The organism is Aliiroseovarius sediminis, from assembly GCF_022678485.1.
Taxonomy (GTDB): Bacteria; Pseudomonadota; Alphaproteobacteria; order Rhodobacterales; family Rhodobacteraceae; genus Aliiroseovarius; species Aliiroseovarius sediminis.
Genome location: NZ_JALBYP010000025.1, coordinates 1 through 24,036, shown reverse-complemented (window position 1 = coordinate 24,036; position 24,036 = coordinate 1). Strand labels below are relative to the sequence as shown.

Here is a 24,036-nt window from a genome sequence, read left to right as displayed (position 1 = left end):
TTACACACGGTTGGTCGTTTTCATGGCAATCGCAACAGCATGGCGAGGGCCACCTTTCATTGTAGACATAAACAGGAGCCTCCATGACCGCTGAGTTCATGTTGATCGCCTTCACTCTGTTTCTGGCTGGGGTCTTGGCAGTGCCGATTGCATCGAGGTACGGGCTTGGCTCGGTGCTGGGATATCTGATCGCGGGGATCGCAATCAGCCCCATTCTGCATTGGCTGGGTACGGATGTGGTCGCTTTGCAGCATTTTGCCGAGTTCGGCGTGGTCATGATGTTGTTCATTATCGGATTGGGCATGGACCCAAAGACGCTTTGGGCGCTGCGCACCCGCATTTTCTTATTGGGCGGCTTACAGGTCATCGTGACGACTTTGGTCATAATGGCCGTCGCCTTGGCCTTTGGGCTGCAATGGCGCGTCGGATTGGCAATCGGATTGGTGTTGGCCCTTTCCTCGACCGCGATCGTTAATCAGACCTTACGCGAGAAAGGGTTGCTTAAATCTGACGGGGGGCAAGCCAGCTTCTCGGTCCTGTTGATGCAGGACATTTCGGTCATTCCCATTCTGGCGCTGATCCCCCTTCTGGCAGTGCCTGAATTGGCTCAAACCGTACCGCCGACCACCGCCGACGTTACCGCCGCAGTCGACAGTGGTTTGGGCGGGCACAATCTGAGTCTGGTCGACGGGTTGAACGGGTGGCAGACCGCTATGGTCACACTGGGAGCGATTGCGGCGGTGGTCGTCTCTGGCACCTATCTGACCACGCCGGTCTTTCACTTCGTGGCTCGCGCCCGGTTGCCCGAGCTGTTCGTGACCACCGCCCTGATGATGGTGCTTGGTATTGCGATTTTGATGACAATGGTCGGCTTGACGCCCGCCTTGGGCACCTTTTTGGCGGGGGTGGTTATGGCGCGCAGCTCTTACCGACACCAATTGGAAGCCGATATTGACCCGTTAAAGGATATCTTTCTGGGCATATTCTTCATCACGGTTGGTGCCAGCATCGACTTCGGCCTTCTAAGTCAGAACATCGTGCTGGTGCTGGGGCTGACACTTTGCCTGATTGCACTGAAGGCCATCATTCTGGTGGTGTTGGGGCGCGCGTTTCGGCTGCGGCGGGGCGACAAGTGGCTGTTTGCTTTGGGGTTGGCGCAGGCGGGCGAATTCGGTTTCGTGCTGTTGACCTTTACGGTATCCAACGCCGTCATCCCGAAGGATATCGCGGATATCCTTCTGTTGGTGGTGGCCCTGTCTATGCTGATGACCCCGGCGCTGTTCATTCTTTACGACCGCGTTATCGCACCGCGATATTTGAAAGACGACAAACCCGAGGCGGACACGATCGCATCCCACACCCCGATCATCGTCGCAGGCCACGGTCGCTTTGGCGGCATCATCAACCGGGGATTACGGGCCGCCGGACATGATACGACCGTGCTTGATTATTCGTCCGATCACCTGAAACTTCTGCGTCAATATGGGATCACCGTGCATTACGGCGACCCCACCCGCCCCGAGGTCTTGAATGCGGCAGGCATTGAGGATGCGAAAGTCCTTGTCGTCGCAATCAACGAAAGAAGCGCGATCACCAAGCTGACCCGCTATGTATGCGAACATCACCCCCACGTGCATGTCATCGCCCGCGCGATCGACCGTGATCATGTCTATGACCTTTGGTCAGTTGGCTGTCGCGATGTCATCCGTGAAACCTATGACAGCTCATTACGCGCCACACGATCCGCGTTCGAGGCTCTTGGCTACAGCCGGATTGCGGCTGAACGCATTGTATCCGAATTCGACATCTCGGATCGCGAAGTCATGCTGGAACTGGCCGAGCTGCACAATATGGACACACCCACCTTTGAAAACGAAGCTTACATGAAGCGAGTCAAAGAAATGGTGAAAATCTGGGAACAACAATTGGCGGGCCGCGTCTCAGAAGTACGCAACAACAGCGACCAACCACCAGACAAGAACTGAGCGTGGCAGATTCACGCAGCCGGTGGACGACAACGAGCAGGGCAGGTATTATGCGCGCCGGAACAGGTTAGCCCGCTGCGGACGTGGTGCCAGTTTAAGGGAACACAAAGTGCCACATGAGAAATACAAGATACTTGCGCGCAATTCTCTTTTGATGCGCGCCCTGCCCGACGTGCATGTGGATGCGATCCTGTCGCAAGCCACATGGCGGCATTACGAGCGTGGTGAAACCCTGTTCATGCAGGAAGACCCCGCCGACGCAATCCACATCGTGCTGGACGGGTGGGTCAAACTTTACCGCATGACCCGCGGTGGCACCGAAGCGGTTGTCAGCGTTTTCACCCGCGGCGAAAGCTTTGGCGAAGCCGTCGCTCTGCGCAAGCTGCCCTACCCCGTGTCCGCCGAAGCCGCCACTGGCTGCGAAATCATGCACATTCCAACCAACGTTCTGGTTCAGATCGTGAAGCAGGACCCCGAAGTCGCGCTTTCGATCCTGTCCTCGACCTTCACGCACTTGCATGGATTGGTCACACAGCTTGAACAGCTCAAAGCCAAGACCGCACCGCAGCGCGTGGCTGAGTTTCTGTTGGGCCTGTGTGATGGGTCGCCGCAAGATTGCTCGATCAAACTACCTTATGACAAGGTGCTGATCGCCGGACGTCTGGGTATGAAGCCGGAAAGCCTGTCGCGTGCGTTTTCCCGACTGGGCACCTTCGGTGTGAAAATCGACAAAAGCCGCGCGATCATCGACGATGTGCAGATGCTGCGCGATTATGCCGGAAACGATGGGTAGACGCCCTGCGGACCTGCTATGCCAGCGGTCCCTATTAGGTCGGCAGAATGATCCCAACCAGTGAAAGGGGCAGCGCTGACCTATGACGGCAAGGGGCGCTGCAACTCTGGTCTGGTCAACGTCCTGACGTTGAAGCAGGCTGATTTGCGGGGCACAACAGAACAAGCGATCCGCAAAACTTGGCCGCCCTGCTTCGTGCGCTGTCCGGTCGCTTTGCGCAAGGGTGCTCAGGTTACGCCAGCGCAGCCACAATCGCGTCCAACCCATCACCCAGGGCGGCCGGGCCGGGCTGCAGGATTATCGAGGACTTGATCTCGATAATCCGGTCGTCGCGCACCGCAGGAATTGCCTCCCAGCCGGGGCGGGCCGAGATTTTTTCTGGCCGGACCTTCTTGCCGCACCACGAGGCAAGAATCACATCCGGCGCGGCGGCAATCACCTGATCCGAATTGACAATGCGATCACGGGCGGCCCCTTCGCCGACTAAATCGGGGAAGGCCTCGTGACCGCCTGCGATCTCGATCAACTCGGACACCCATTTGATGCCGGTGATCATAGGATCGTTCCATTCCTCGAAATAGACTTTCGGACGCGGCTTGCCATCCGCGCGCGCTGCGATGCCCGCCAGACGCTGTTCATAATGATCGGCCAGTTTGTCGGCACGCACGCCCTGCCCCACCATTGCGCCCAGATGCCGGATCATCGCAAGGATACCCGCAAGATCGCGCTGGTTATAGCCCATGACGGCAACGCCTGCGCGCAGAAGATCGGCGGCAATGTCGGCTTGCAGGTCCGAGAAAGTCAGGACAAGGTCGGGTTCCAACGCCAGAATCTTCGGAATATCGGCCGATGTAAAGGCCGATACCCGCGGCTTTTCACGCCGAACACCTTCGGGGCGCACGGCATAGCCTGACACGCCAACGATGCGGTCTTGCTGGCCTAGCAGATATAGGGTTTCAACCGTTTCTTCGGTCAGGCAGATGATACGCTCAGGCGGAAATTTCTTCATGTGTATGTTGGTTCGACGGGGAAAGCCCCGCCGAAACATTCCTTTCAGGATATCGTTCATGATACTTGGTGACTCGCATCAAGGCCGTTGCGGCTTGATGATCATGGATCAATGAAGCTGCCGCCGCGCCTTCGCCCCCCCGCGTCGGTGCGGTTTGGGCAGGTTCAAGCGCAGCGGTGTGGGTGGCATCCGTGTCGCCTCGGTCAACAGATCGCAGAACACCGCGACCGAAACCGATGCGCGTCGCAGCGGCGCGGCCTGAGCATGTGCCACCATAGCGCAGCGGTGAAAGTCACTGTCGCCCGGCAAAAGACTTAGCCATTCAATGAAGCCAAGCTGCCCCAGTTCGGTCGCCCTGCCCTTGTCGGGATGGCTACAGTGAAGCTGGTGAAGAATTCGATGAAGATGCATGGCGCCCTCCGCGCATGGGGTGAGGAGGCGCAGGAAATCTGAGGTTTCGCGGCGGGGCCGGTCAGTCATCACAATGCTCCATGCCGGACTCCCCGCCCGGGTTAAGTTGGGTTGCGATGGCAGGTCTCCTGACTTGCGGGTCCGTGCCGAATACGAACCTTCCCGGACTATTTGGCCCAGTGGCGCTCTTCGTATCGGCTCACCGCTTACAGTTGCGGGGGCAGTCACGGACTTGGGTGCATATGCACACCGCACCGTGTTCCCTTTAAATCCCGCGCCGGCAATCCGGTTTGGGAACCATCCCCTTATCGGTAGCCATTTTCAAAGGCACCTGTCAACTGCGGCGAGACGGGTCGCGCAAGATCAGCCCGTTACCGCAATGACCACGCGTGGTGCTGGTAAATCAATCGGGTCACGCAACCAGCATGCGAACGCCACGCGCTTGAAGCGCATCGGCTAGAGACATAGCCGGTCTTTGGTCGCTGATCAGGGTGCCCACAGCATCAAGCTTCGCCACTCGTTCCATATGGGTCAGGCCGAATTTGCTGGCATCCATCAGGAAATGACACTTCGCGCTTTGGCCCATCATGGCGCGTTTGACCGCAGCGAATCCGGCAACCGCTTCGGTTACGCCCGCCTCGCTTAGCCCAGCGGCGCCGATAAAGCAGGCGTCGACATTGTAGCCCGCCAGATAGTCACCCGTTTCGGTGCCGATAACGGCAGCCTCGCGCGGCAAATAATCACCCGGTGCCAGACGTACGGTCGATGCGGGGCTTTGCCCTAGAATCATCGCCACTTGCAAACTGTTGGTGACTACCGTCACGCGGGTTTGCGCGAAGGCCAGAAACCGCGCAAACTCCATCGTCGTAGCGCCTGCATCCACCATGATCGACGCACCGTCCGCCACGAGCGAAGCTGCAAAGCGCCCCAGGCGTTCGCGTTCGGCAACACGTTCATGGCGGCGTTCGTCAAGGTCACGATGCGCGCCCGCATGATGCGCAGACGCACCTCCATGGGCGCGTTGCACCAGGCCTTCACGCCCCAGATCCTCGATATCGCGACGCACTGTTTCGGTGGTTACACCGAATTGTCTGGCCAGTTCTGCGACCCGGACATGGGGTTTCAACTTCAGCTCCAGCAGAATCTGGTCGTGTCGCTCCTGCTTCTTATATCGCCGCTTGGTCAAGGGTCTGCCGCTCCCAAGGTATCGCCATCGTAGCCAGTCCAGCCATAGGTTTACTTTGGATTTCCAAAATTTCCAGAGAATTTATCTTGCATATCGCAAATATCGGTGGTGTCATCGCTTGCGACTGAGCCCGGCGAGCCGGGCCCAGACACGACAAACTGGGAGGAATAAAAATGCACAAACAAACAGCATTGGGAACATCGTTGCTGGCGGCGGCCGCCTTGGTCGCAAGCGCGGCGATGGCGCAGGACGAAATGGCGGCGCTGGACAGCCAATACACGGATGCAGACGGCGATCTGGTCGCCGACGCGCCGGCGGACGAAAGCGCGCTGAAAAATCCCGACACGCTCGTCTTCGCCTATACGCCGGTGGAAGACCCGGCGATTTACGAAGACATCTGGAACCCGTTCATCGAACATCTTGAGGAAGTGACCGGCAAGGACGTGCAGTTCTTCGCCGTGCAGTCAAACTCGGCCGAGGTCGAAGCGATGCGCTCGGGCCGTCTGCATATCGCAGGCTTTTCCACTGGCCCCACGCCGTTTGCCGTAAACCTTGCCGGTGCGGTGCCCTTTGCGATCATGGGCGGGGATGACGGGCAGTTTGGTTACAAGCTGCAAATCTACACGCAAGCCGACAGCGATATCAAAGAAGTCCCGGATATGGCGGGCAAGCGCATCGCGCACACCTCGCCCACGTCGAACTCGGGTAACCTTGCGCCGCGCGCCCTGTTCCCCGATCTTGGCGTTGTGCCCGATCAGGACTACGAAGTGACCTATTCCGGGTCGCATGACCAGTCGATGCTGGGCGTCGTGGCAGGTGACTATGACGCGGCCCCGGTGGCATCCGAGGTTGTCGACCGGATGGCCGAACGCGGGCTTTATGACCCCGAAGATGTGCGCATCGTGTGGGAAAGCGACCCCTTCCCGACGACGTCCTATGGCTATGCCCACGATCTGGCACCGGAGTTGAAAGAGAAGATCGAAGAAGCCTTCTTCAGCTTCGATTTCGCAGGCACGGCCTTGGGCGAGGAATTTACTGGCGTCAGCAAGTTCATTCCGATCACCTATAAGGACCAGTGGAAAGTGATCCGCCAAATTCAACGGGCAAATGGCGTCGAATACACGCCCGAAGGCCTCGCGGCGGAATAAGACCTGCATGTCCGGGGCCGGTGCAATGGTATCGGCCCCATCAAGGAGTCAGCATATGTTGAAAATCACCGACCTGGTCAAACGCTACGGCAAGGGCGACCCGGTTCTGAAAAACCTCGACCTGACGATCGAGGGCGAAAGCGTCGTGTCCATCATCGGCTCGTCGGGAGCAGGAAAGTCAACGCTTCTGCGCTGCATCAACCGACTGGTGGAGCCGACCTCGGGCAGTATCGTGTTGAACGGAACCGAACTGACCACCCTGCAAGGCCGCGAGCTACGTGCCGCCCGGCGCAAGATCGGGATGGTGTTCCAGAGCTTCAATCTGGTTGATCGGTTGACGGTGATGGAGAACGTGCAGTCAGGACGGCTGGGCTATATCTCGACTTGGGCGGCGGTTATGCGGCGCTATCCTAAGAAAGACATTCGCCGCGCCTTTGAGTTGATGGAGCGGGTCGGCATCGCCCATTACGCGGACAAGCGCGCGGATGAGCTGTCAGGCGGTGAACGGCAACGCGTCGGCGTGGTACGGGCACTGATGCAAGACCCCGAAATCCTGCTGGCGGACGAACCGACCGCGTCGCTGGACCCCAAGACGTCCGAGCAGATCATGGGATTGCTGCGCGATCTGGCCGGCGAATTGAAACTGCCAGTGCTGATCAACATCCACAACGTGAATGAGGCCAAGATTTACACCGACCGCATCGTCGGGATGCGCTATGGCCGGATCATCTTCGACGACAAACCCGACAGCCTTGATCAAGAAGCAATGGACCAAATCTATTCCGGCAGCCCCCATGCCGATCGCAGCACGGACATGAAAGAAGCGTCATGAGCGATGCCCCCGACACATGGCGCAAACCGCCCTTCATTGCCAACCGTTGGCTTCGTTGGGCCGTTTATCTTGGTGTGATCACCTATATCGTCTGGGTGGGCGCCAGCATGCCGATCAACTGGGAACGGGTCGCCGACGGCTTGGGGCGGGCCAAGCGGATTTTCGGCGGCGCCTTCCCCCCCAGTTTCGAACGCAGCGGGCTGTTGATCGACGGGTTTCTGGAAAGCCTCAAGATCGCGCTGCTGGCCACGGCGGGTGGTGTGGCATTGTCGATCCCGATTGCCTTCATGGCCGCACGCAATATCGCACCCTTGCCGATCTATTACCTTGGGCGGGCGATCATCATCATCGCGCGCAGCTTTCACCCGGTGATCGTCGCGATCATCTTCGTGAAGGCGGTGGGCTTTGGCCCCTTCGCTGGCGTGCTGACCCTGATTGTTTACTCCATCGGCTTCGTCGCCAAAATGCTGGCCGAACGGATCGAGGAAATCGACTTCGGCCAGGTCGAGGCGATGCGCGCTGCCGGTGCGCCCTATCTCTCGACTTTAGTCTACGCGATCTTCCCGCAGATCATGCCGCGCCAGATCGGCCTGTCGATCTATCAGCTTGATTCCAACCTGCGCGCATCGGCGGTGGTGGGCATCGTCGGTGCGGGCGGGATTGGCGCGACACTTGCCAACGCCTTCGGGCGTTATGACTATGACTTCGCGCTGGCCATCACCATTGTCATAGTGGGTGCGATCCTGATCTCGGAAGGGGTCAGCGGCATGATAAGAAAGCGCATCGGATGAGCACGATTGCCGAAAAATTCGGGCGCGAGGACTGGTCGCGGTTCACCTTCAAGCAGCGAATGCAGCGATATGCGGCTTTCGCCCTCAGCGCTCTGCTGCTGGCTTGGGCGCTGGGTTCAATTGATGTGATCTGGGTTTGGGTCTGGGACGCGCCCGAGCAGATGGGCGACCTTCTGGGCCGGATGTATCCGCCCGACCCCAGCAATTTGGGCGCCATCCTGCGCGTGCTGCTGGAAACGGTGAACATCGCCACGTTTGCGACGGCGCTTGGCGTCGTGGTGTCCCTGCCCGTCGCTTATCTGGCGGCGCAGAACACCACCCCCAACCGCGCGACCCTGTGGCTGGGGCGGTTGATCCTTGTCACCTCGCGTTCGGTGAACACGATCATCTGGGCGCTGCTGTTCGTGGCGATCTTCGGCCCCGGCGTGGTGGCCGGAATTCTGGCCATCATGTTCCGGTCCATCGGCTTTATCGGCAAGCTGCTGGGCGAGGCGATCGAAGAGATCGACAAACGCCCCGTCGAGGCGCTTGAGGCCACCGGCGCATCCCGTTTCAAGGTGATCGTCTATGCGATCATCCCGCAAGTCATGCCGACCTTCTGGGCCGTCGCAATCCTGCGCTGGGATATCAACCTGCGCGAATCCACCGTGCTGGGCCTGGTCGGCGCGGGCGGGATCGGCATCATCCTGCAGGGCGCGATTGATACGTTCAACTGGCCCGAAGCGGCGATGGTTCTGCTTGCTATCCTTGCGCTTGTGGTGCTGGGCGAGGTCGTGTCGGCCTTCCTGCGCCGCCGCATCTTGTAAGGGCGCGCGCCGTGGATCAGATGATGACAACAGACGCCGACACTGCGTTTGACGCTTATGTTTCTGTCCGTCACCGACTGCCCGACGCCACGTTCGACACACAACCCAAAATCGCCTTGTCACTGGAAAACATTGTGGCCCCGTTCGACCTGATCCTGTTCGATGCTTACGGCGTTCTGAACGTAGGCGAGACGCCGATTGACGGCGCGGCAGACAGGATCGCCGCCCTTCGCGCAATGGGCAAGCGGGTCATGGTAGTGTCTAATTCCGCCGGGTATCCCAAGTCGCGGATGATGGGGCGCTACGAGCGTCTGGGTTTCGATTTCGGCCCCACCGAGGTCGTCACAAGCCGCGAAGCGCTGCTGGCCCATCTGGCCGACGCACCGCCGCTGAAGTGGGGCATGATGCTGAACGCCGCCAACGGCACCGACGACCTGACCGGCATCGACGCGTATGTTCTTGGCGATGACCCCGCCGCCTATGATGCGGCCGAGGGCTTTTTGCTGATCGGCGCTGATGGCTGGACCGATGCGCGGCAAGCGATGCTCGACGCGTCCCTGCGCGCGCGTCCCCGCCCTGTCATCGTGGGGAACCCTGACATCGTCGCCCCCCGCGAAGGCGGGTTGTCGCGCGAACCGGGCTTCTTTGCGCACCAACTGGCGGACGCCACTGGCATTGCACCACGTTTTCTGGGCAAACCATTTCCCGAGATTTTCGACCTGGCGCTGGCGCGCCACGACCCCGCCCTACCCCCAGCCCGCGTTTTAATGGTGGGCGACACGCTGCACACCGACGTACTGGGCGGACGACACATGGGCTTTGCCACGGCGCTGGTGATGGACCACGGGTTGTTGGCTGGCATGGACGCAGGCGCAGCCATCGGCCGGTCAGCAATCACGCCTGATTTCATCATCAACCAGATATAAGTCCAACGCAATCAATAGCGCCTGACCCACTGAACTGAAAGACCGCATAGGGTCACCAAGGGCAAGGCACCACTGCCGCAGAGGTGTCTGCCTATATCGTCATGGCCGAGATGCGCAAGTTCGGACAGGAAACGGACGAGGTCGTGGGCCCCTCGCCGAATGAAGACGTGCGCATCCTGAGCAAACTGGGCGGCACGGCAACTTGGTTGAGCAGGCCTGCCTCCACCGCGACCAACTGCAACGCGCACGCACCACCACCATCACCACAGGCAACCTTGCCTAAGAGACCATCTAGCGCACCTTCGAAAGCCAAACGGAATGGACCGCCGACCTAAACCTCGACAAGGAGAACAAGGGATTCATCGTAGAATATCTTGATGGTGACAGCCGCCTGCAACACTTAACCGCGCCAAGTTTGTTGAAGGCGGATTTGTGTTCATTAAGCGGCGGTGTCTGATCGTTCCAGAGCTGCGTAGAAGTTTGCGTCGGCTTCTGCTGGCGGGGTATTTCGGATAGGTTCCAGAGGGCAGCGGTTGTTGAACCAGTCGATCCCTTGGAGGGTAGTGTGTTCAACGGACTCAAAGCTGCGCCAAGGACCACGTCGGTGGATGACCGCAGCTTTGAACAGGCCATTGTTGATCGTATCAGCCAAGGTGTTGTCATTAGACCCCCCCGACGCTTCCAACGAAAGCGTGCGATTTTGGCCTCTACCAATGGCTCGGTATACTTAATCGTAAACATTGCATTCGCGCTTCGAGTAGATGCACCATTTGATCCTGGGCTGACCTGCGTTGATGGATAGCCTGTCCCAAGGCACCCAGCACAAAGCCTGCGTGTGCTGTGCGGCGGGCACACCAACCAATGATCCGGCGCGCATATCCAACAAAGACAGCGATGGTGGCTTGGGGGCATCGGAGAAATTCCCAGTTCGGTCTCATCCACGTCGACCTGACGCGCCAACGCTACCGGCATGGGGGGAATATGGCTTTGGCGGTGGTCCGGCCCAGCGCATTTTTCCCGAAAAACAGAATGGTTATCCCCGATTTGCGAAACTTGTTCCAATGCAAGGATAGCAGCTTGGGTAACGTTCATAAGGTCGGAGGGTGGCGAGACGCTATCGCAACCGCAGCCACCGGCAAGACGAACGAGGTGTATCTGCCGCTTCTTATTTGTCTGTCGGGGGATCAGAGTGAGAGGCCGGATATACCGGCCTCTCGTTTTTGTTTGCCAAATCAGGTCGCAGCGTCGGCCGCGTTCTTCATCAGGTAATCCATGACCAGATCTCGTTCGCCTTGTTCAAGACCGGCCCGTTCGAACATGGACGGCACATGCCCTTCCATTGCTGCTTCGTCTAGTGCGTCACATCGCGCGGGGCGTGGCAAACGGTGCAGCGTTCGAAGAACATTTTTTCACCGGGGGTCATGTCGGCGTAAAGTGCCTCGGTCAGCGCTTCCAGACGTTCGGCCCCAACGGCTTCGTCATCGATGGCTGCAATTTCCATGTTCTCGATGATGGCCGGTTTTTCATAGGCCATGTTCGGACCTTCGGCGTCTTCACATTTGCGCATCTCGCACAGCACGGTGTTCGCTGTGGTTGCCTGCGCCAGCCCCGAGGACCGCTGCGTCGAGGTCAGGAAGTTGACCAGACCCGAGTTGCAACGCCCCTTGCTGTCAAGCGACGGCCATGCCCCTTCATAGAGCGAGACCACACCCGGCATGATGTCATCGCTGATGACAGCCCCGACGATCACGGTGCCGCGATCGTTGTAAAGTTCGACCAGATCACCATTTTCGATGCCGCGGTCGGCAGCATCTTGGGTGTTGATCCGAACCGGCTCGCGGCCCTGGATCTTATAGAGACCACGCAGTTTCTCGGATTGGTCCATCTGGCTGTGCAGGCGGTACCACGGGTGAGGCGAGACGACATGCAGCTGCCCTTCTTTCGCGTTGCCGAGATACTCGTGTTTTTCCATCCAGACCGGCATACCGGGGCAATCCTCGATATCCATGCCCGAAATGCTTTCCGAGAACATCTCGATCTTGCCGGAGTCGGTGTGCAACGGTGTGCCTTCGGGGTCTTAGTAAAACGCGCCGTGGCGGGTCCACTTGCGGGCCGCATCCGGCACCGGCATCCGAGCATAGCCTTTTTCCCAGAATTCTTCGAACGGCACCTCTTGTGCAGCGCCAGAAGCTTCGTAGGCAAGCTTGATGTGATACATCTTGTCTTCACCTTCGGTGAACTGCATCCAGAGACCCAGTTTGTCGGCGAGGCCTCCGAAGATTTCATAGTCGGGCAGGCTTTCGCCAACCGGCTCGATCACCTTCTTCATCGTATAGATCTTGTCGTTCGAGTAGGTCCCGCCCGACGTGATGTCGTCCTGTTCCAGCGTCGAGGCGGCTGGCAGAACGATGTCGACCCAACGGGTTGCCGCCGTCCGCCAGACGTCAACACTGACGATGGTTTCGACCTTCTTGACGAAGTTGCGCCCTTGGCTCATGCCCACCGGTGTGCGGTTGCCGCCCTGCGGCATGCCGTCGTTGCCATAGTGCCACGAGAAGCCAACGCCCGAGCCCGGTTTGCCGATCTTGCCGGTCAGAGCCTGAAAGTTGACAAGCGACCAATAGGCCATTTCGCCGTGCTGCGTACGCTGAATGGCCCAAGAGCCGGCAACCTGCGTGTTAGACGTGGCAAGCCGTTCGGCCAGTTCCTTGATCTTGGCCTCATCAATGCCAGTGATGGCTGCTGCCCAAGCCGGTGTTTTCGGCGTGCCGTCGTCTTCGCCATTGACATAAGCGATCCACTTGTCGGCGCCGACGGTGTATCTGTCCATGTATTCGCGGTCTTCAAGACCGTTTTCCAGAACGTGATAAGCCATGGCAAGGAACAGCGCGGTATCGGTATTGGGAACGATCTTAAGCCATTCGGCGTCAAGGTATTCGTCCGATGCTGTCCGCTGCGGGTTGATCGAGATGAACTTGACGCCCGCATCGCGAATGTGTTCCCAAGGACCGTACATGCCGTGGTCAGCCACACGATATTCGACGCGGTTGTTCTTGATCGGGTCACAGCCGACCAGCACGAAGACCTCGGTATTGTCGCGGATGACTTCCCAAGCGGTCTGGCCGGAATAGACCTCCATATCGTCGATCACTCGGGGCAGAAGGACCTGACCGGCACCGGCCGACCAGTCGCCAGCGGTGTTGGTGCAACCGCCGATCAGGTTGATCGGACGACCCTGAAGCACGTTGGGGCGGAACGAACCAGCGTTCGACCAGCCGCCATAGGACGAGCTGAAGATGGCTTCGTTGCCGTGGTTTGTGGCGGTGTCCAGCAGGGCTTTGGCGGCCAAGCTCCAAGCCGTGTCCCAATCGACGCGGACATATTCTTCCTTGCCGCGCAGTTCCGGTTTGGTGCCGCCGGGTTCCCAGCCTTCCAAATAGGATTTGCGCACCATCGGATAATCAGCGCATCCAATGCCGGGCGCATGTTTGCGTTGAGTTCCGAATAGATGTCCATAATACCCGACGTTATCCTGAGACGGGCAAGGTCGGTTTCCGCCTCGATCACGGCGTCCAGCCGTGCGCCGACCCGCGCGATCTCTAGCGTTTGTTCTGTAAGTCGCCGGGCAAGCCGAAGCGCCTCGTGACCGTTTCTTGCCACCTGCGCGACAATCACGCCCGCCCGTATTTCCAACGCAGGCTCTGGCGGCATTGGGCTTATAGCTGCAAGCTCTTGTGCACCGGCTTCGATGTTTTTCACCGTCGCCTGAAGGGCAACAGTAATGCGGTCAAGATCTTCGCACGTGTCCGCCTGAACAAAAGCCGTGGCAAGCGTTCCAACCACCTCAACTGATGCACCTATCCGACTCACCAGTTCCATCGCTGGCAGGCTGGTCTGAATCAGATCACCATGAGTGCGCACCAAGTAGCGGTTGACGCCAATCGCAGCCACACCCACCATGATGGCCAACGCCGCCATGGCAGAAAGGATCTGTATCAGCCGCGTGTCAAATCTCGTTCGTTTTATAAAAAGACATTACGGGGCAGCCGCGGTCTGTTTAATCGTGGCCCTCGCGCTTTGTGGCGCACTTTGGTCCCCGGCAGCGGCCGCCGGGACCGCTTGAAAAAGGATTGCGCGACGGTCTTGTCGACAGCGCGGTCACAATTTTCGACGTGTTCGGCGCAGATACCGGCATTCGGCAACAATTGAACTTGGTCGAAACCGCGCTCAACGTCATCCTGACGCTGATTATCTGATCGGCAGCGCTCCCGCTGTTGAGGCCGCCATCGGGTTGCGTGCAACCAGGACCGATCTGCCGCAACCCTTGTTGCTTTCCACCTATATCAGCCACACGATTATGCGTGGCTTGATGAACGGTCGGGTTGTGGCTGCGTCTTTTGATGACCCGACTTTGCAAGGTGTCATGGCGATCCGGCAGGCCGCGACGCTGAATGGGATGTTTGTATCCTCAACCCCAATTGGTCCAGACATCAAGCTACTGACCCCTGCAGATGAAACCCTAAATCAAATACAGATTTCACCAGCGGATTATTTTCCAACCATTCGTTGAAGCGTTTCGACATGATGCGGTGCGCGTCGCCACGAACAGCGGCTTTACATGCCCTCAGGTTTCCGCTGATTTGGGTGTTGGGCTTTCGACCCTGAACAAGTGGGTTCAGAAGCACCAGCATGATGATTTGAAGTCGGGACCTCATGAAGATGTGGAACGGGACAACGAACGCATTTGCAAAGAGGTCCGTCGGCTGCGAGAGGTGAGGGAAGTGATAGAAAAGCGGCGATCTTCTATGCAAGCCAAAGCCCCCTCTCATCGTTGCAAGCAACGACTGCCGGGCAATGGATGATATGGTGATCCGGGCTGATATTCGTGACCAACATCTTCTCAGTCAGCAAAGCTACGGCCGCCCCCGGATGACTGAAGAGTTACAGGAGCTGGGGCGCTCCAACTTCAAATTTGCGGTTTTAAATGTCGAATTTGCCAGTTTTATTTTGGGCAAGCCAGTCGGATACAATCCCACTGATTGCTCAAATGCCCAGCGTGCGCAGGTTTTTTTATGAGCCTTCGCCTGCTGTCACTTTACGGCGTGGCTAGTTATCTTCCCGCAAGCTGGGTTGTCTGACGCATATCACCCAAGTGCGGCAGTGTGACTTGATTTCTGCATGGCTAATGAAAATCACGCGATTTGGGGATCACGCGCACATTTCGAGGATGACCATGTGTGCTGTTTGTTAAGGCATTTTTGACTTCATCAGCCCGCGCCAGCGGGGGCGCCATCATATCATTTGCAAGCCGGTCCAAAGCGTCGCTGCGATCCTTTAATTCGTGGGCAACAACATGGATGACGTCTTCATCCCGCTGCACCATACCGCGCACATCAATAATCCGCGCACCCATTATCACCTTGCGAAACGTCTTCATCACCTTTGGCCAGACCACTAGATTGGCAACGCCCGTTTCATCTTCCAAGGTAATGAAACAAACGCCTTTGGCACTTCCCGGTCGCTGCCGGATCAAGACGATGCCGGCCAGCTTCACGGACTGACCATTGCGCATCTGTTCAAGGTCAGACGTCGCGCGATACCCTTGTTTCTGCATGCTTTTGCGCAGGAATGACATCGGGTGAGCTTTCAGGGAAAGCCGGGTTGTCTGATAATCTGCCACAACATGTTCACAGACGGGCATCTGCGGCAGGTCAAACCGCACTTCTTCGCCTTCGTCCGGTCCTTCGTAAAACAAGGGCAGGTCGGGGGCATCCCGCAAAGCCCGCGCATCCCAAAGCGCCTGTCGCCTGTCCAGCGTCATTGAACGCATTGCATCCGCGGCGGCCAGCTTTCTTATGGTTCTGGCATCGACACAAGCGCGTTTTTTCAGATCGGCCAGATCGGTGAATGGCTGGTCTCGCGCGTCTATGATCCGTTGTGCCATGCCTTGCCGGACCCCATCGACCTGCCGCAACCCCAGACGAACGGCAAAGACACCGGGGCAGACCGGTTCCAACACATTATCCCAATTGCTGAAGTTCACATCGGCAGCGCGAATGGTCGTGTCATGTTCACGCGCGTCGCGCACAATCTGGGCCGGGGCGTAAAACCCCATCGGCTGCGAGTTCAGCAAGGCCGCGCAGAAAACATCCGGGTAATGGCATTTGATCCAACTGGAGACATAGACCAGATGCGCAAAGCTGGCGGCATGGCTTTCAGGGAAACCATAATCGCCAAAGCCTTTGATCTGATTAAAGCAACGGCGCGCAAATTCTGGGTCATACCCCCGCCGGATCATGCGCCCGACCATTTTTTCCTCTAGCGCGCCGATGGTCCCGCGGGATCGGAAAGTGGCCATGGCTTTGCGCAACTGATTGGCCTCATCCGGTGAGAATTCTGCCGCGACCATCGCGATTTTCATCGCCTGTTCCTGAAAAATTGGAACGCCTTTGGTACGTTTGAGAACTTTCTCCAACTCCTGCGGATCATGCCCAAAACCCGGAGAGGGGTATTCTTCAGGCTCTTTCCCGCTTCGTCTGCGCAGGTAAGGATGCACCATATCCCCCTGGATGGGACCAGGGCGCACGATGGCCACCTGAATGACAAGGTCATAGAACTCGCGCGGCTTCAGACGGGGCAGCATGTTCATCTGTGCCCGGCTTTCAACCTGAAACACCCCCAGACTGTCGCCTTTGCACAGCATGTCATAGACGGCTTCGTCGCCTTGTCCGACGCTCGCCAGTGTCAGCTTTTTGCCGTAATGCGCGTCGATCAGGTCAAAGGCTTTTCGGATACAGGTCAGCATTCCAAGCGCCAAGACATCCACTTTCAGGATGCGCAATTCGTTGATGTCATCCTTGTCCCATTCAACAAAACTGCGCTCCGGCATCGCGCCGTTGCCGATCGGCACGGTCTGGGTTAGCGGATGTTCCGTCAGGATAAATCCCCCCACATGCTGCCCAAGATGGCGGGGCATTCCAATCATTTGATCGGCCAGTTTGATGGTTCGCGACATCAAGGGGTCATTCAGGTCAATACCCGCTTCGGCGGCTTCTTTCGCGCCCACTTCGCGCCCCCATGATCCCCATATGGTTTTCGCTAATGCGGTCGTTATATCTTCTGACAATCCCATGACCTTGCCAACCTCGCGCACAGCCATGCGAGGGCGATAGTGAATGACCGTGGCACATAGCGCGGCGCGGTTTCGGCCATACTTGTCATAGATGTGCTGGATCACCTCTTCACGGCGTTCATGTTCGAAATCAACGTCAATATCCGGGGGCTCTTTCCGTTCTTCGCTGATAAACCGTTCAAAAAGCAGGTCATTCTGGGCAGGATCAACGGCGGTGATGCCAAGCACATAACAAACAGCAGAATTAGCGGCAGATCCGCGCCCCTGACAAAGGATGGGTGGGGTGCAATCATGCCGTGCGAAACTGACGATATTCTGAATGGTCAGAAAATACTGCGGGATCCTGAGCTTGGCGATCAAAGCCAATTCCTTCGCAAGATCGGCTCTGACCTTGTTCGGAATACCATCTGGATAGCGTCTTTGCGCACCTGTCCATGTCAATTCTTCCAGATATTCCTGTGGCGTGCGCCCTTTTGGCACGGTTTCCTTGGGATATTCATAGGATAATTCACGCAAGTCGAAATGACACGCATCCGCAACCTGTCGAGTGGCCTGGATGGCATGGGGCCAGTCGGCGAAAAGCATCTTCATTTGCGCAGGTGACTTCAAATGTCGCTCGGCGTTGGCGTTTAGAAGAAACCCTGCCTTGGCGATTGTCGTCTTGTGCAAAATACAGGTCATCACATCCTGCAACGGGCGCCGATCCGGTGTGTGATAATGCACGTCATTCGTCGCCAGAATGGTCATTTTATTCGCCTTTGCCAGCATATCCAGCCGGTTGATCCGCATTCTGTCGTCTCCGCGATACAGATAGCTTGCAGCGATATGTTTCAGCGTCGGCAAGGCGCGTTTAAGGCGGCGTAGGTTGGTGCTGAAATATTCCAGATCGATGCCGGGGATCGCGATAAGCTGAATATCGGCGCTGTGGTTTGCCAGATCATCCAATGTGATGTCACAGTGACCTTTGGCCTGCCATGTTCCATCCGGCGTATGCATCTTTCCTTTGGAAAGCAGCGCGCATAGCCGCCCATACGCTGCACGATTGCGAGGGTAGGCAAGGAATTCTTCGTCAGTCGTAAGCTGCAATCTGCACCCGATGACCGGGCGAATATTGGCTTTCAACGCTTCGGAGTGAAAACGCACGACACCTGCCATCGTGTTCAAGTCGGCACAGCCCAAAGCGTCATAGTTCTGCGCCCAGGCGGATGCAGCCAGATCCACCGCGTCCGATGCCCCCCGCAAGAAGGAAAAACAGGTCGTCACGCCCAGTTCGACGAAATCCGCCCGGGCGTTGGGCGTGAAGCCGCCCCCCGTCAGGGTGCGTCGTGGGTGCTGGTTGTCCATCTCAGGCATATGCCGGTCTCATCATGCGAAAAATCCATGAACAAACCAACGTGGATCACCGCCGCGCCCATCTGTGTGCAACCCTTCGCGGTACAGCCACATCCGCCGCCCCTTGTGATCTTCGACCTTGAAATAATCACGAAGCCGGGTGCCGGGGCGATCCTTCCACCATTCTGGCGCGATCCGTTCAGGGCCCGCATAACGGGCGATCCGATGTGTCTGCCTGCGCCATATGAACTGCGTGGGCGGCCCTTCCGGCACGGCATAAAGCACACGGATTTCTTCGGGGTGATCCAGCACACGAACCGGCCGTTCTTTCACAGTCGAAGACGCTGCTTGCGCCGCTGATGCAAGCGCAGGCGCCTGCATTTCGGCGCGTTCCGGTATATGGCTTTCCCGCAGCACGGGGCGTGACACGGCTTGGCGTCCGAATTTTGCGCTTAGCCGATCTATCAACTGTGTCAGATGCAAATCATCATCCGAGCCACCGCCAAGACGGTTTTGAATAACTTGCATTTCTTCAACTTCGGATGCTTCAAGTGCTATCAGATCAAAGCCGAATCCAGGGTTTATCCGCTCAACCTCGTCACGAAAAAGACTGTGTAAATGCGCGGGATCATGTGTGCCGGCAGAGGTGCCAATATCCACATGGCTGACATCCCCATCCGTTCGGTAAACCGCCAAATGCAAACGACGACACCCCATACCTGCCTGCCTAAGCCTGTCGCAAAGATCCTCGCACAGCTTCGGCAGATAAGGTGTTGGATCGAAAACCGGCTCGGCCAGACGGCTTTGCACTACAAACCGTGGCTTGGCATCGACGCTGGAAACCGGCTCGGCCAGTTTGCCCATCGCTTGATCCAGACGCATCAAAGGGTTGGACGCAAGCCCTGCCCTTACAAACCGTCGGGTCAGTTGCAGGCGCGGCACTTCCATTAATGCGCCGATGGTTTTCAAGCCCAAACGCTGCAAAAGCAGCACAGTCTCGTCGCTTAACCGCAGCCCTGCCACGGGCAAAGGGGCCAGTCTGGACTGTATCTGATCCGGCTCACATATCGGCCGAACCGGCCCGAACCGCGCCAGCGCCCAAGCCGCACCCCAAGTTGGCGCAACAGCCAAACGCGATGTCAGACCCAGCAAAGACAGTTGAGTTTCCATCTCGGTCAACATTGCGGCTTCACCGCCAAACAAATGATCTGATCCGGTAGTGTCCAAAATCAACCCGTTGACCCCATCGCGCACGGTCCACGGGCACCAACGTCGCGCCCAGAGTGTAAGGCGATCCAATGCCGCGTGATCACTGGCTTCGTCGGCATATTCCACATGCAATTCGGGACAGATCGCACGCATATCCACGACGCGCGCACCAACACGGATGCCCGACATAAGCGCGGTGCGGTTTGCGGCATGAACCACCGGACCATGATGCCCTTCGCGTGCAAGGATCAGGGGGATGTCATCCGGTGGCGCGTTGCTTTGACGTTCCCTTACCTTCTGCCAACGTTCCATCGCGAACTGAGGCAGTGTGACAGAGGTGATCCGTCGCCCGGTCATATTCCGCCACCCATTTGCCCGGTTTCGCCTGACGCGAGCGGAACAGGTCCAGCGCCCATCGCGGTTTTCCGGGTGCGCGTGCGTCGTAAGGGTTGGTGGCTGAGGGCAGCGCCCCTATTCGCCAACGATCCCGTGCTGCACTCAGGTTTGGTGTGGCTGCACGCCGGATCAACCAACACGGCACGCCCGCCAGTTCCGAGCGCAAGACAAGCCGTTTCGTGGCAGTAAAGTTGAGGGCGGGCGGATCGCCCCACACCTCGCCAATAACAGCGGCAAGCGCGCGACAGCGCAACCCGTCCTCCATCGTCCAAAGCACATCGGCGGGGCGCGACAGATTGACCATGATGATCGGTCGCGATGCCCCGATCCCCGAAAGATAAGGACGCCCGGCTTCGCGCCGCGACAAACGATCCTGCACCCACAGCACCGGCGCATCCGTGCGCGGCAAACGCGCCAGCATATACCCCATCGCAGCCGCGTCGACGGCAGGTTCGGGAAAGATTTCCGACAAGGTTGGCGCCGCCGATCCGGGCTGACGACGCTTCCGGCCTAAATCCTTTTGAAGACGTAACAAGCGCATACACGACACATTGATTCCATATATGTTCACTGTTTGTTCTACATCCATAGGAAAATGAGGTCAAATAAATGGGGCCGGAAATCAGAACGTATCCGAAGCCTTGTGGGCAAGAGACCCTCTTGGCAGGGCGTCTCAGACGGCCAGCCCCAAACGCCATCTGACGTATGGAAACAGCCCCATTTTGGAAAATTTCCGCGCCTTTTACGAAATGCGGATTAACTGCCGTCTGTGACAGTCCCGCCCGTGGCACCTTGGTTCCAGATCGCATCTGCCAGTTCGGGATTGGCGTAAATCTCGTCGTTCAAACGCTCAAATCCCTTTTCCTCGACCACCGTCGGCACCTGCGAAAATAGCGAAACGCCAAGCCCGGCGCGCGTGGCCCCACCGTCGTCCGGCGCAAGCCCCAGCCAATCCAGCAGCGTTGGATAGACATCCATCATGCTGGCTTCGCGGTCGATGGCGCGCGGCTGGGTTTCGGGGTCGATCAACCAAACGGTATTGGCACGGGTTTCAAGTGGCAGCTCGGCCTTTAGCCCGTCATCATGGTTCAGGTGGTCTGACATGATCACCAGCTTCAAGGGCCGCGCCCCCTGTTGCGCGCGCAGATTATCCACGAACCGTTGCACCTGTTTGCCAAAACACGGCAACACACCCGCCACATCGCGCGTCTGACCGGCCTGCCCGTCCACCATACATTCGCGCGAGGCATGGACAATTTCGCCGTGTGTGGTCACCGTCTGAACAAACAGACCATAGGGCGTATCGCTTTGTAAAAGAGCGACTTGACGCTTCTGCGCCTCTGCAAACAGAAGTTGGTCATCGACCCCCCAATCTATTTGCGCCTTTTGCAGAATATTTTTCGGATAGGTGTCGCGGAAATAACTAAATTCAATCACCTTATCGAAGCCATGCTGGCGCAGAAAGCTGCCTAATCCGGCAAACCGCGTATCGCCGCCTTTCAGGAATTCAAGCTGATAGCCTGCTTTGGACAACACATCGCCAAGGCAACGGTGGTGACCCAGAAAATCATCCACACCGCGATAATTGTTGTGGGTGCGGAACCCTTTTGGCAGCAACGGCAGTCCGCATTGACTTGCGACAAAACCAGCCACGGTCCAGCCGGTCGCCTCGACCTCGCGTATCGCGGTCAGGTTCAGCGCTTCGTCTCGCAATGGCGCAAGCGGGGCCAGCGCATCGTTGAAACGATCAGGGTTGAAATAGGCCGCGTCAAGCCCCTCAAGATAGATCACCACAAGGTCGGCTTCGGGCGTGCGCCCGTTCCAGTCAGGCGCCGCGACAAGCCGTTGCGCCAGATCACTATCGCGCGTACTGGCCTGCGCGTGGCTGACCGCGTAAAGCACCAGCGGATGCAGCGCCAGAAGCAGCGCACTAACCACAGCATACGGTAATATCTGCCGCTGCAAAAGCGTGGCCAAAGCGTATGTGGCCATCGTGATCAATCCCAGCGAAAGCGTTCCGATCAGGATTTCGTTGTGAAATTCCAGAATGCCCGCGCCTTCAACGCCAAACTCAAGATGAAAAAGAAACGCCATGATGTCGACACTGCCAAAACCATGCGCAATCACGACAAACGGGAAGCTGATTAACGCAACGCCCAGCAGCATGACGATCCATCTGCTTGGCCCTTGCCACAGCGCCCGCCCACCCGACAGCAACAGCCCAATGAAAAACAACAACCCAGAGATACCCAGCGGGTCCGGGTTGAGCCACGGGAAGCCAACCACCAGCAGCGACACGACAAGAAGCGCAAACGCAAACGCCACCGCAAGCCAGCGGCGTCGATTTTGAAATGGTATGGATTTTGTGCTCATCAGGTGTTCTTCCCGACACTCGGCCGCGCTTCAATTGAGGTTGAACGTCCAATATTAGCTGTCAACCGCGCTTACAAGAGCACTGTCCGGGCTTACGGGGATTTCTTCAACAACCGATGCAATGGGGTCAGTCAGGGACAGATTAATCCGCAAAGTTTCAAACAACGGACCACCAACTGCCCTGAAACTTTGTCGCCAAAGCGCCTTGTCAAACGCGCAGGCCCCTAGTTCGACAAGGGGCTGCACTCAAGCACCAACCCAAAGGACTTTCATTTCATTGGGGGAAGCTCCATTCGCCATGCTGCACGCGGAATATGCGCATGGGCGCATCGGGCTGCGAGATGTCCGCGCGCAGGTTGAACACAGCCCGCTGCGCCAAGCCGAAATTGGTAAAATCAACATTGACGGTGATCATGCCGCGCAACATCGGCTGATTAGGATCGGGCGCGATCTGTGTGACCTCGCCCTGAAAATCTTGTCCATTATAAAGCACATCAGCCCCATGCCCACGCAGGCTTGGTACAAGATCGGAAAAGAAGTAGCGGCTCGCATTGTCTGGCGCGAAGGGGTTGTCAGCGGTGCTGCGCTGCGCTTCAAACGCGGTGTACAGGTCGCCCACCAGATGCGCCGCGCCGTCGATCAGCGCATCGCCAATGGTTTGCACGACACCTACGCTGTCGGATCCGCCAGCGGGACCAGTGATTTCCTCCAACCCGTCTTCCATCAAGAAGCGTTGCGCGACCCATCCTGCTTTGCTGAAATCGCCGGTCCGCATCAGACACCAGCGCTGGGGCAGGTTTGCGCGCTGTTCATCGGTCAGCCTGTGATATATTGACGGAATCAACAGCGGCACACAGGTGATTTGTTCCAGCCCGCGCGCATCCGGCGCAAGGTGGTCAATTACCATATACTGCGTCCCTGGCCCCATTCGCATATTCAAAACGTCATCAGCAGCAACGCCGGTGACTGCCCATGCGTCCGGACCGTGCCCGTCGATTTCAGCCCATGTCGGGGGGGCTGCAAATGCAACCCCGCAGCAGATCGCCAGCTTGGCAATGAATCGACGCATCACTTCACCTCCACGACTGCACGACCCAGCACCTGTTTAGCGGAAATATCGAGATACCGAATTTCATAAAGTCCAGGTTTTTCGGACATGATAATGTCCATCGTTTTTGCCTCTCCGATCGCAAAGACAGCTATCCAACCGAAATCCGCCTGCTCTTTTCCTGCAAGGGATATCCGCTGATCGGCGCTGTCGCTACCACCAGTCCATGTCACGGTGATCGTCTCGCCCGGCGCAGCGGTCTTCGGCACCGACAGCCCTGCGCCAACGTCCAGTGGCGCATCCTCTCCCACCACCTCCAGCGGGGTGCTTGCCAGCATGCGGCGACCATTCTCCAGTACATAGCGGATTTCATAAAGGCCCGTATCATCGGGCGCCCTCAGACGGGTTTCGGTGGCACTGCCAGCCCGTTTGTGATCCGCAACAGCGCTGTCTTCGGCCCCTGCCGGCACGATGGTGATGAAATCACGCCCGTTGATCGTGCTGGACCAAGACACATCCACATCCGTTCCGGCGCGCACCTTTGCAGGCCCGCGGATCCCGACCTCGCTTTCCACCACTTCGACGGATGCCCGCGCAAGGGTGCGGCGGCCGGTCTCCAACACGTATCGCAGTTCGTAAAGGCCGGGTGTGCCGGGGGC

Annotated in this window: 21 protein-coding genes, 1 pseudogene and 1 riboswitch; of the genes and pseudogenes, 11 read left to right on the top strand and 11 right to left on the bottom strand. The window is 58.0% G+C overall.

What is annotated here, in order from left to right; genetic code table 11:
- The first annotated feature begins 83 nt into the window (after positions 1-83).
- Both MN186_RS05645 and MN186_RS05640 read left to right on the top strand, forming a co-directional pair.
- Positions 84-1,985 carry a cation:proton antiporter domain-containing protein gene (locus MN186_RS05645; RefSeq protein ID WP_242113361.1) on the top strand — a complete coding sequence of 634 codons (1,902 nt, stop codon included), beginning with the start codon at positions 84-86 and terminating at the stop codon, positions 1,983-1,985.
- A gap of 109 nt (positions 1,986-2,094) precedes the next feature.
- Positions 2,095-2,778, top strand: coding sequence for a Crp/Fnr family transcriptional regulator (locus MN186_RS05640; protein ID WP_242113359.1), 684 nt, complete (start codon positions 2,095-2,097; stop codon positions 2,776-2,778).
- Positions 2,779-3,010: 232 nt separating this feature from the next.
- Here the strand turns inward: MN186_RS05640 and MN186_RS05635 are convergent, their stop codons facing one another.
- The 3 genes from MN186_RS05635 to MN186_RS05625 form a co-directional block, all read right to left on the bottom strand.
- Positions 3,011-3,787, bottom strand: coding sequence for a cobalamin-binding protein (locus MN186_RS05635; RefSeq protein WP_242113357.1), 777 nt, complete (start codon positions 3,785-3,787; stop codon positions 3,011-3,013).
- Between the two features lie 108 nt (positions 3,788-3,895).
- A complete protein-coding gene (locus MN186_RS05630) occupies positions 3,896-4,198 on the bottom strand; it encodes a hypothetical protein (RefSeq protein WP_242113356.1) in 303 nt (100 codons plus the stop codon).
- A gap of 101 nt (positions 4,199-4,299) precedes the next feature.
- A riboswitch (cobalamin riboswitch) is annotated at positions 4,300-4,515 on the bottom strand.
- 95 nt (positions 4,516-4,610) lie between these two features.
- Positions 4,611-5,384 carry a DeoR/GlpR family DNA-binding transcription regulator gene (locus MN186_RS05625; protein WP_242113355.1) on the bottom strand — a complete coding sequence of 258 codons (774 nt, stop codon included), beginning with the start codon at positions 5,382-5,384 and terminating at the stop codon, positions 4,611-4,613.
- 173 nt (positions 5,385-5,557) lie between these two features.
- Between MN186_RS05625 and phnD the strand changes: the two genes are divergently transcribed.
- From phnD to MN186_RS05600, 5 genes are read left to right on the top strand one after another with little or no spacing between them, the layout of a single operon-like run.
- On the top strand, positions 5,558-6,532 hold the full coding sequence (phnD, locus tag MN186_RS05620) for a phosphate/phosphite/phosphonate ABC transporter substrate-binding protein (RefSeq protein ID WP_242113353.1): 975 nt from the start codon (positions 5,558-5,560) through the stop codon (positions 6,530-6,532).
- A gap of 55 nt (positions 6,533-6,587) precedes the next feature.
- A complete protein-coding gene (phnC, locus tag MN186_RS05615) occupies positions 6,588-7,364 on the top strand; it encodes a phosphonate ABC transporter ATP-binding protein (RefSeq protein ID WP_242113348.1) in 777 nt (258 codons plus the stop codon).
- Entirely contained in the window at positions 7,361-8,155 is a 795-nt protein-coding gene (phnE, locus tag MN186_RS05610) for a phosphonate ABC transporter, permease protein PhnE (RefSeq protein WP_242113346.1), read from the top strand. The genes phnC and phnE (MN186_RS05610) overlap by 4 nt, the downstream gene beginning before the upstream one ends.
- A complete protein-coding gene (gene phnE / locus MN186_RS05605; protein WP_242113344.1) occupies positions 8,152-8,961 on the top strand; it encodes a phosphonate ABC transporter, permease protein PhnE in 810 nt (269 codons plus the stop codon). Before phnE (MN186_RS05610) ends, phnE (MN186_RS05605) begins: the two co-directional genes overlap by 4 nt.
- 20 nt (positions 8,962-8,981) lie before the next feature.
- On the top strand, positions 8,982-9,887 hold the full coding sequence (locus MN186_RS05600; protein WP_242113553.1) for an HAD-IIA family hydrolase: 906 nt from the start codon (positions 8,982-8,984) through the stop codon (positions 9,885-9,887).
- Between the two features lie 1,351 nt (positions 9,888-11,238).
- On the opposite strand, the gene MN186_RS05595 is transcribed toward MN186_RS05600, so the two are convergent.
- A complete protein-coding gene (locus tag MN186_RS05595) occupies positions 11,239-11,946 on the bottom strand; it encodes a molybdopterin dinucleotide binding domain-containing protein (protein WP_242113343.1) in 708 nt (235 codons plus the stop codon).
- 18 nt (positions 11,947-11,964) lie between these two features.
- Positions 11,965-13,338: a molybdopterin-dependent oxidoreductase gene (locus MN186_RS05590; protein WP_242113342.1), complete on the bottom strand. Its 1,374-nt coding sequence runs from the start codon at positions 13,336-13,338 to the stop codon at positions 11,965-11,967.
- 679 nt (positions 13,339-14,017) lie between these two features.
- Between MN186_RS05590 and MN186_RS16450 the strand changes: the two genes are divergently transcribed.
- The 4 genes from MN186_RS16450 to MN186_RS05580 all read left to right on the top strand — a co-directional run bounded on the left by MN186_RS16450 (position 14,018) and on the right by MN186_RS05580 (position 14,963).
- Entirely contained in the window at positions 14,018-14,143 is a 126-nt protein-coding gene (locus MN186_RS16450; protein ID WP_255743838.1) for a hypothetical protein, read from the top strand.
- Positions 14,144-14,211: 68 nt separating this feature from the next.
- Positions 14,212-14,457, top strand: a complete 246-nt coding sequence (locus MN186_RS05585) for a hypothetical protein (RefSeq protein ID WP_242113340.1) — start codon at positions 14,212-14,214, stop codon at positions 14,455-14,457.
- Between the two features lie 19 nt (positions 14,458-14,476).
- Positions 14,477-14,749, top strand: a complete 273-nt coding sequence (locus MN186_RS16610; RefSeq protein ID WP_353890312.1) for a hypothetical protein — start codon at positions 14,477-14,479, stop codon at positions 14,747-14,749.
- Positions 14,742-14,963: a hypothetical protein gene (locus MN186_RS05580; RefSeq protein ID WP_242113339.1), complete on the top strand. Its 222-nt coding sequence runs from the start codon at positions 14,742-14,744 to the stop codon at positions 14,961-14,963. Before MN186_RS16610 ends, MN186_RS05580 begins: the two co-directional genes overlap by 8 nt.
- Positions 14,964-15,069: 106 nt before the next feature.
- Here the strand turns inward: MN186_RS05580 and MN186_RS05575 are convergent, their stop codons facing one another.
- The 6 genes and pseudogenes from MN186_RS05575 to MN186_RS05550 form a co-directional block, all read right to left on the bottom strand.
- Positions 15,070-18,372, bottom strand: coding sequence for an error-prone DNA polymerase (locus tag MN186_RS05575; protein WP_242113337.1), 3,303 nt, complete (start codon positions 18,370-18,372; stop codon positions 15,070-15,072).
- A gap of 12 nt (positions 18,373-18,384) precedes the next feature.
- The gene (locus tag MN186_RS05570; protein ID WP_242113336.1) at positions 18,385-19,872 is read right to left on the bottom strand and encodes a Y-family DNA polymerase; all 1,488 of its coding nucleotides are present in this window, start codon (positions 19,870-19,872) and stop codon (positions 18,385-18,387) included.
- Positions 19,820-20,497: an ImuA family protein gene (locus MN186_RS05565; protein ID WP_242113334.1), complete on the bottom strand. Its 678-nt coding sequence runs from the start codon at positions 20,495-20,497 to the stop codon at positions 19,820-19,822. Before MN186_RS05565 ends, MN186_RS05570 begins: the two co-directional genes overlap by 53 nt.
- 215 nt (positions 20,498-20,712) lie before the next feature.
- Positions 20,713-22,329 carry a sulfatase-like hydrolase/transferase gene (locus MN186_RS05560; RefSeq protein ID WP_242113333.1) on the bottom strand — a complete coding sequence of 539 codons (1,617 nt, stop codon included), beginning with the start codon at positions 22,327-22,329 and terminating at the stop codon, positions 20,713-20,715.
- A gap of 274 nt (positions 22,330-22,603) precedes the next feature.
- Positions 22,604-23,398, bottom strand: coding sequence for an SH3 domain-containing protein (locus MN186_RS05555; RefSeq protein ID WP_242113332.1), 795 nt, complete (start codon positions 23,396-23,398; stop codon positions 22,604-22,606).
- Positions 23,398-24,036: pseudogene (locus tag MN186_RS05550) on the bottom strand (hypothetical protein); the annotation flags it as partial. The gene MN186_RS05555 and the pseudogene MN186_RS05550, both read right to left, overlap by 1 nt.